Below are 7806 nucleotides of genomic sequence, written 5' to 3' on the forward strand. Positions count from 1 at the left end.
CTCCCTGAATGGTCCTGCAGACTCCTGCTGGCGGCCTTGCCGCCCGGCACGGGGATGCTTTGGCAGGAAACGAGAGAAAATCGCAAACCGCGAAACGTTTCTTGCGAAAGCTGGGGTAAAACTGACCCCGAAACGCAAGAACTCCGACGTTTCAACTCTTTAATATGCTCGTTTCTTACCTGATTGGATTTGACCCATGTCATTGTTCTCGTTGTTGGGCGCGTTGGAGATCGGCCTGATCTTCAGCCTGGTGGCTTTGGGCGTGTTTATCTCGTTTCGCCTGTTGCGCTTCCCGGACCTGACCGTTGACGGCAGCTTTCCGCTGGGCGGCGCGGTCTGTGCCACGCTGATCGCTTCGGGCACCGACCCGTTCCTGGCGACCGTCGTCGCCACGGTCGCCGGCGCGGCAGCGGGGCTGGTCACCGGCTGGCTGAACGTGAAGCTGAAGATCATGGACCTGCTCGCAAGCATCCTGATGATGATCGCGCTGTACTCGGTCAATCTGCGCATCATGGGCAAGCCCAACGTTCCCCTGATCACCGAATCCACCGTATTCACCGTCCTGCAGCCCGAATGGCTGTCGGATTATGTCGCCCGGCCGCTGATCCTGATCGTGATCGTGATCCTGGCCAAGCTGGCGCTGGACTGGTTCTTCGCCACGCAGACCGGCCTGGCCGTGCGCGCCACCGGCTCCAATGGCCGCATGGCCCGCGCCCAGGGCGTCAATACCGGCCGCATGATCCTGGGCGGCATGGCGCTGTCCAACGCGCTGGTCGCGCTGGCGGGCGCGCTGTTCGCCCAGACCCAGGGCGGCTCGGACATTTCCATGGGCATTGGCACCATCGTGATCGGCCTGGCCGCCGTGATCGTGGGCGAAAGCATCCTGCCGTCGCGCAGGCTGGTGCTGGCCACGCTGGCCGTCATCATCGGGGCCATCGTCTACCGCTTCTTCATCGCCCTGGCGCTGAACAGCGATTTCATCGGCCTGAAGGCGCAAGACCTGAACCTCGTCACCGCGGTGCTGGTCACGTTCGCCCTGGTCATTCCCATGCTCAAGCGCCGCCTCCTCGGCAAAAAGGGGAGCTGAATATGTTGTCCGCAAAAGACCTCAAAATCACGTTCAACGCGGGTACGCCCATCGAAACCCGCGCCTTGCGCGGCCTGTCGCTGGAGATACCCTCGGGCCAGTTCGTGACCGTCATCGGCTCCAACGGCGCCGGCAAGTCCACGTTCCTGAATGCGGTCTCCGGCGACCTGCCGGTCGATTCAGGGCGCATCGACATCAACGGCGTCGACGTCACGCGCCAGCCGGTGTGGGCGCGCGCCGGCCGCGTGGCCCGCGTGTTCCAGGATCCCATGGCCGGCACCTGCGAAGACCTGACCATCGAAGAGAACATGGCGCTGGCGCAGATGCGCGGCGCGCGCCGCGGCTACAGCCGCGCGGTCAAGGCCTCCATGAAGGAGGGCTTCCGCGAGCGCCTGGCCACACTGGGCCTGGGCCTGGAAAACCGCCTGACCGACCGTATCGGCCTGTTATCGGGCGGCCAGCGCCAGGCGGTCAGCCTGCTGATGGCGGCCTTGCAGCCCTCGCGCATCCTGCTGCTCGACGAGCACACGGCGGCGTTGGACCCGCGCACGGCGGACTTCGTGCTGCAGCTGACGGCGCGCATTGTCGCCGAAAGCCAGCTCACCACCATGATGGTGACCCACAGCATGCGCCAGGCGCTGGACGTGGGCGACCGCACCGTCATGCTGCACCAAGGGCAGGTGGTGCTGGACGTGTCGGGCGACGAACGTCGCGGCATGGACGTGCCTGACCTGCTGGCCATGTTCGAACGCGTGCGCGGCGAGAAGATCTCGGATGACGCCTTGCTGCTGGGGTGAGCCTCAGCCACCGGCCGCGTCAATCGCGGCCGGCTTGCGCGGACCTGCGCGAGGCCGCCTCGGTGGCCCGCAGCCCTAGATGAACCGGCCTGGCCGGAACGCCTCGTGGCGGGAAGTCGCGCCGCTGTCGCACATGAGTTCGCCCAGTATCCTGGCGGTGCCGGGCGCGGTGCTGAAGCCGATGTGCTGATGTCCCAGCGCCAGCCACAGGCCGGGATGGCGTGGCGCCTCGCCTATCATCGGTCGGCTGTCGGGCAGCGTCGGACGCCGTCCCAGCCACGCGTCGGAATCCAGCCGCCGGTCCAGCGGAAACGCCTCGCGGGCCCGCGCTTCCGCCAGGTCCAGCTGCAGCGGCCGGGCGGGCGCCTCGCAGGCGTCCAGCTCCACGCCTGTGGTCAGGCGCAGTCCGCGCGCCATGGGCGACAGCACGTAGCCACCGCCCGTGTCGTAGACCGGGCGCGTCAGGCTGGCGCCGTCCACGCCGCTGAAATGCATGTGATAGCCGCGCTCGAACGCCATGGGCAGGTCTATGCCTGTCGTCTTCAGCAGGTTCTTTGACCAGGGACCCAGTGCGACCACCAATTGATCCGCCGCCAGCGATTCGGACCCTTGCGCGCCCTGCACGATCCAGCCCTGGCCTTCGCGGCGGATGGCGCTTGCGGTCAGGTGCCTGAACCCGCCGCCGGCACGGCGGAACAGGGCGGCGTAGGCCGCGACCACTTCGTGCGGGTCGTCAACGGAATACGAGCCCTGGATCCATAGCGCGCGCTGGAAGATCGGCGCGAGCGCGGGTTCGATTTCCGCCAGTTCACCGGGCGCAAGGGTCTGGGTCGGCACTTGGTACTGGGCAAAGGTCTTGCGCGAGAGTTCGCCGCTGTTCCAACCCTGTTCAGACCGGTACAGGAATATCCACCCGGTATCGCGCAGCCGGTGTGCGGCGCCCGATTCGTTCAGCAGCCGCATATGCTCCGGCGCCGATAGCCGGATCAGCCCGTCCAGCGCCGCCACGGTCTGCTTGAACACCGCCGGCCGGGCGCTGAGCAGGAAGCGCGTCGCCCAGCCCAGGTTCTGCGCCAGATAGCTCAGCTTGTAGCGGAACTGTACGGTGTCGTTCTTCAGCAGCCGGGGCAGCTGGGCCCACAGGCCCGGATGGTTGAACGGCATCAGCGAACTGCGGGCAATCACGCCCGCGTTGCCTAGCGAGGTTTCCAGGCCTGGTTCCTGCCGGTCGACCAGCGTGACGGACATGCCGCGGCGCTGCAATTCCAGAGCGCAGCAGACGCCCACGATACCCGCGCCAAGGACAACGACTTGCTTTCCCATGTGCTTTTATCCGAGTCCGGTCTAGAGGGGCCGTGATGCCGGCAGGCCCGCGGAATTGTATTTCAGGCAGCCGGGGAAAACCCAGCGTGCGGGCCTCAGGTCTGCGGCGGCTTCTGGCCCATGATCCGGCCCGCCGCGGCCACGCCCCACCACGAGGCTTCCTCGAACACGGAATAGCCCGACAGGTCGGCGTGGGCGAACAGCACCGGGCCGTCCACGTCGCGCAGGGCCGCCAGGCCCGGATTGGACAGGTAGCCGCATACCGGCGAGGCCATGGCATGGCCGCGCACCGTCATCTCCAGCTGGCGCGCATGGCGCCAGAACTCCTCGCCGTAGGCCGCGACCAGATCGGAGGCGGCCTCGGCCCGCAGTTCTTGCGGGCTGGCCCGGGTCAGCCATTCGCGCGCCACCTGGGGTGTCTGGCTGCTGAGCGCGTGGTAGGCCGTGAAGACGCTGCGCGGCGAGCGCGCCACGCGCAGCAGTTGATGCGTGGACACTACATAGCCTAGCGCCTTGCCCTGATAGACCACGTTGTCCCAGGATAGCGGTTCGCCAGGGGCCTCGGCCGGGTAGCCGTCCATCACGAAGTTCGACACCATCCAGGGCGCGTGCGGCGATGCGTGCACCCCCGGATCGTAGCCGTAGGCGCGGATGTCGGGCAGGATGCGCTGGGCCACGAACAGCGGCATCGCGCATACGGCGCGGCGGGCCTGGATCGTGTAGGCGGCCGAAGCCGAAGCCAGGCAGGTAACCAGCGGTCCGGCGGCCGTTTCCTGTATCCGGATCGCGGTGCCGGCAACCAGCCAGCCGGCATGGCCGAGCTTGCTGGTGATGGCGTCGCGCATGCGCTGCAACAGCGTGGACAGGCCGCCGGGCCAGGTCAGCACGGCGCCTTCGCCCGCGTTGGCGGCGTGGCCGTCGCGGCTGGCGAAGTAATGCAGGCCGGCCCAGGCCGAGACCACGTCGTACTGCGCGCCGTAATCGTCGCGGCAGCAGTAGTTCAGGTACCAATGCAGCGCGGGCGAGGTGTAGCCTTCGCGGTCCAGCCATTGCTTGAACGTGATTGCGTCCAGCGCGCGCCAGGCCGGGTCCCGGGATGAAAGCGTGAGCGGGATGCTGAAGACCTTGCGGCCGTCGTTGCCCGTCTGCGTGTGCAGGCGTTCGACCAGCGCAAGAAACTTGCGGTGCTGGGCCAGGTCCTCTTCAGGCAACCCGCTCATGGGCAGCAGACTGTCTTCCCAGTGGCCGCCGCGCAGCAGGCGCTCCTGGGGGGAATGCACCAGCGCGGCTTCGTCGTAGTAGGGACGGGCCTCGTGGGCGCCGCGCTCGATGATGCCGAAGTCGGCCAGCATCTCGCGCACATGGGTGGAGGCCAGCGAGGGCAGCGGCAGGTAGTGCGCGCCCAAGGGGTAGTCCAGGCCGTCGCGCAGGCCGGCCGCGGCATTGCCTTCGAATTCGGGACCCTGCACCACCAGGAAATCCGTGTGTCCTTCGCGCGCCAGTTTCCAGGCGCAGGACAGGCCCGCCACGCCCGAGCCCAGTATCACGACGTCGCGCTGGTGGCTGGCCGAGGGCTGGGGCCAGGCCGCGCCGTCGCGCAAGGCGTGGCCCGCCTGCATCCCCGGGTAATGGATTTCCGGCGTGGTCTCGACGATGCGCGAACGGTAGTAGCCGGCGGTGCCGGCTATCGCGGCCGTGGCCGCGCCCAACAGGAAGCTGCGCCGCCGCATCAGCGGATGACCTTGCGCCAGTCCTCGTCGAAGTAGCGCACGAGCGACTGTTCGTTCAGGCGGTTCGGAGGCATCGCCAGCGCCGGCATGTCGGCCGGAAAATGGAACAGCTCGCGCGTCGTGACCGGGTCCAGGTAGCGCGTGGGCACGGTGATCTTGGCGGGCGGCTCGTAATCGCGGCGCTTGCTGGCCAGGATGAAGCCCCAGTCGCCGAAGGACGGCACATAGGTGTGGTACGGCCAGGTGTTCAGGCCGGCCTCTTTCAAGGTGGCGTCCACGCTCCAGAACGAGCGTGGCGCGAAGTAGGGCGAGGTGGACTGCACCACCATGTAGCCGTTCTCGGCCAGATGGCGTGCCATCAGGTGATAGACCGGCACCGAGTACAGGCGGCCCAGGCCGAAGTTGGACGGATCGGGAAAATCCACCACGATGTAGTCATAGACCTCGGCATGGGTTTCCAGCCAGCGGCCGGCGTCGTCGTTGACGACCGTGACCCGGGGATCCTTCAGCGACCCCTGGTTCAGCTTGACCAGCGGCTCGGAACGCGAGAACAGGCCGGTCATGGCCGGGTCCAGATCCACCAGCGTCACGTGTTCGATATTCTTGTATTTGAGGATTTCGCGCACCGCCAGGCCGTCGCCGCCGCCCAGCACCAGCACGTTGCGCGCCCAGGGCAGGGCTTGCAGGCCGGGATGCACCAGCGCCTCGTGATAGCGGTGCTCGTCGCGCGACGAGAACTGCAGGTTGCCATTGATGTACAGGCGCAGGTCGTCGTGCCAGCGCGTGACCACCAGGCGCTGATACTGGGTGGTTTCGGCATGCACCACGTCGTCCCCGTACAGGCCCTTCTCGGCCCAGGCCGTCATGTTGCCGGAATAGATGAAGCCCAGCCCCAGGAAGCCGATCACCACGCTGGCGCGGATGGCTTTCTCGCCGGGCCGGCGAAGTTCCGCGCGGAACAGCCAGGTGGTCCACAGCGCCACGCTGGCGTTCATGATGCCGAAGAGGAAACTGGTGCGCAGCAGTCCGAGCTTGGGGGCGAGCAGCAGCGGGAACACCAGGGACACGGCCAGCGCGCCCAGGTAGTCGAAGGTCAGCACGCGACTGACGATTTCGCGGAACTCGGTCTTGCGCTGGTTGAACACCCGCATCACCAGCGGGATCTCCATGCCGACCATCAGGCCGATGAGGAACACGCCTACATACAGGGCTGCGCGGAAGGGCGCGGCCATCCAGGCAAAGACCATGAACAGCACCGCGGCGGAGACGCCGCCCAATAGGGCGACCAGCAGTTCCACATCGATGAATCGATTCAAAACGTCTTCGTCTCTTACATATTTTGACAACCACGAGCCTATGCCCATGGCGAACAAATAGCAGCCGATGACGGAAGAGAACTGCAGTATCGAATCCCCCAGCAAATAGCTGGCCAGCGCGCTGCTGATGAGCTCATAGCCCAAACCGCAGGAGGCGACGATCAATACCGAAAGAATGAGAACGCGGTCGCGCATGAGGTGTCCGACACGAAAAATGCGTTCGCAGTATATCGAACGCGCCGTATATACTGCGCGCAATTGGGAGGGTGGCAATGGGAGAAGCAATGCATCCGGTGGTGACCTATCTTGTTTACATGGTGTCGGCGCTCGCCATGCTGGGCGTCTTCACCTTGGTCTACACGGCCGTCACGCGCTACAAGGAATTCGAGCTGATCCGTGAAGGCAATATTGCCGCCGTGCTGTCCTACGGTGGCGCCTTGGTGGGCTTCAGCTTCACCCTGTGCTCCAGCATCGCGATCCACGCCAGCTACGCCATGTTCCTGCTGTGGGGCCTGGCCGCCATGCTGGTCCAGATCGTCGTGTACGTGGGCGTGTCCCAGGCCGTGCGCGGCATGAACGAAGCCATCGAAGAAAACAATATCGCCATGGGCGGGCTGATCGGGTCGATTTCGATCGCCGCCGGCGTCGTCAATGCGGCCTGCCTGACCTGAGCCCGGCAGGCGCCGAACCCGATCTGACAGGAGAACTTTCCATGAGTCTCGGTTCATTCATCCGCAAGCAGTTCATCGACATCCTGCAATGGAACGAGGACCGCGACGGCGTGCTCGCCTGGCGCCATCCCATGCAGGATTTCGAAATCCAGTACGGCGCCAGCCTGACCGTGCGCGAGTCGCAGATGGCGGTGTTCGTCAACGAAGGCAAGGTGGCCGACGTGTTCGGCCCCGGCATGTACAAGCTGACCACGCAGACGCTGCCGATCCTGACCTACCTGAAGAACTGGGACAAGCTGTTCGAGTCGCCCTTCAAGTCGGACGTGATCTTCTTCAGCACCCGCCTGCAACTGGGCCGGCGCTGGGGTACGGCCCAGCCGGTGACGCTGCGCGACAGCGAATTCGGCATGGTGCGGCTGCGCGCCTTCGGCGTGTATTCCTACCAGATCGCCGATCCGGCCAAGTTCTATCGCGAGATCAGCGGCACGCGCGACGAATACACCGTGGACGACCTGGAGGCGCAGCTGCGCAACATGGTAGTCGCGGCGATGACGACGGCGCTGGGCGGCTCCAAGGTGCCGTTCCTGGACATGGCCGGCAACCAGGGGCTGATGTCGCAGAGCATCAGCGAGCAACTGGCGCCGGTGTTCGACCGCTACGGCGTCAAGCTGGACAACTTCACGGTCGAGAACGTTTCCCTGCCGGAAGAGTTGCAGAAGGCGCTGGACACACGGATCTCCATGGGCATGGCCGGCGACCTGGGCAAGTTCACCCAGTACCAGACCGCCACGGCCATTCCGATGGCGGCGCAGAACGAGGGCGGCATCGCCGGCATCGGCGCGGGGCTGGTGGCAGGCGCGGCGCTGGGCCAGACCATGGCCG

At 66.0% G+C, this 7806-nt stretch carries 7 protein-coding genes; 4 read left to right on the forward strand and 3 right to left on the reverse strand.

Translation table 11 applies throughout. The features are described 5' to 3' along the window. Positions 1-196: 196 nt before the first annotated feature. Together VIR09_RS09290 and VIR09_RS09295 are read left to right on the forward strand one after the other, a co-directional pair. Positions 197-1087 carry an ABC transporter permease gene (locus VIR09_RS09290; protein WP_332012597.1) on the forward strand — a complete coding sequence of 297 codons (891 nt, stop codon included), beginning with the start codon at positions 197-199 and terminating at the stop codon, positions 1085-1087. Between the two features lie 2 nt (positions 1088-1089). Continuing rightward, complete coding sequence (locus tag VIR09_RS09295; RefSeq protein WP_013395026.1) at positions 1090-1884, forward strand: ABC transporter ATP-binding protein; 795 nt, start codon at positions 1090-1092, stop codon at positions 1882-1884. Positions 1885-1959: 75 nt separating this feature from the next. Here VIR09_RS09295 and VIR09_RS09300 read toward each other — a convergent pair whose 3' ends face one another. The 3 genes from VIR09_RS09300 to VIR09_RS09310 all read right to left on the reverse strand — a co-directional run bounded on the left by VIR09_RS09300 (position 1960) and on the right by VIR09_RS09310 (position 6448). Continuing rightward, a complete protein-coding gene (locus VIR09_RS09300) occupies positions 1960-3207 on the reverse strand; it encodes an FAD-dependent oxidoreductase (protein ID WP_332012598.1) in 1248 nt (415 codons plus the stop codon). Positions 3208-3302: 95 nt separating this feature from the next. Beyond that, the gene (locus VIR09_RS09305; protein ID WP_332012599.1) at positions 3303-4937 is read right to left on the reverse strand and encodes an NAD(P)-binding protein; all 1635 of its coding nucleotides are present in this window, start codon (positions 4935-4937) and stop codon (positions 3303-3305) included. Then, on the reverse strand, positions 4937-6448 hold the full coding sequence (locus VIR09_RS09310; RefSeq protein ID WP_332012600.1) for a polyamine aminopropyltransferase: 1512 nt from the start codon (positions 6446-6448) through the stop codon (positions 4937-4939). Before VIR09_RS09310 ends, VIR09_RS09305 begins: the two co-directional genes overlap by 1 nt. Positions 6449-6537: 89 nt before the next feature. On the opposite strand from VIR09_RS09310, the gene VIR09_RS09315 reads away from it, so the two are divergent. Then, positions 6538-6924, forward strand: a complete 387-nt coding sequence (locus tag VIR09_RS09315; RefSeq protein WP_332012602.1) for a DUF350 domain-containing protein — start codon at positions 6538-6540, stop codon at positions 6922-6924. A gap of 41 nt (positions 6925-6965) precedes the next feature. Beyond that, positions 6966-7806 (forward strand): SPFH domain-containing protein (locus VIR09_RS09320; RefSeq protein WP_332012601.1); only part of this gene is annotated, 841 nt, incomplete at its 3' end.

It is taken from the genome of Achromobacter sp., from assembly GCF_036567245.1.
Taxonomy (GTDB): domain Bacteria; phylum Pseudomonadota; class Gammaproteobacteria; order Burkholderiales; family Burkholderiaceae_B; genus Achromobacter.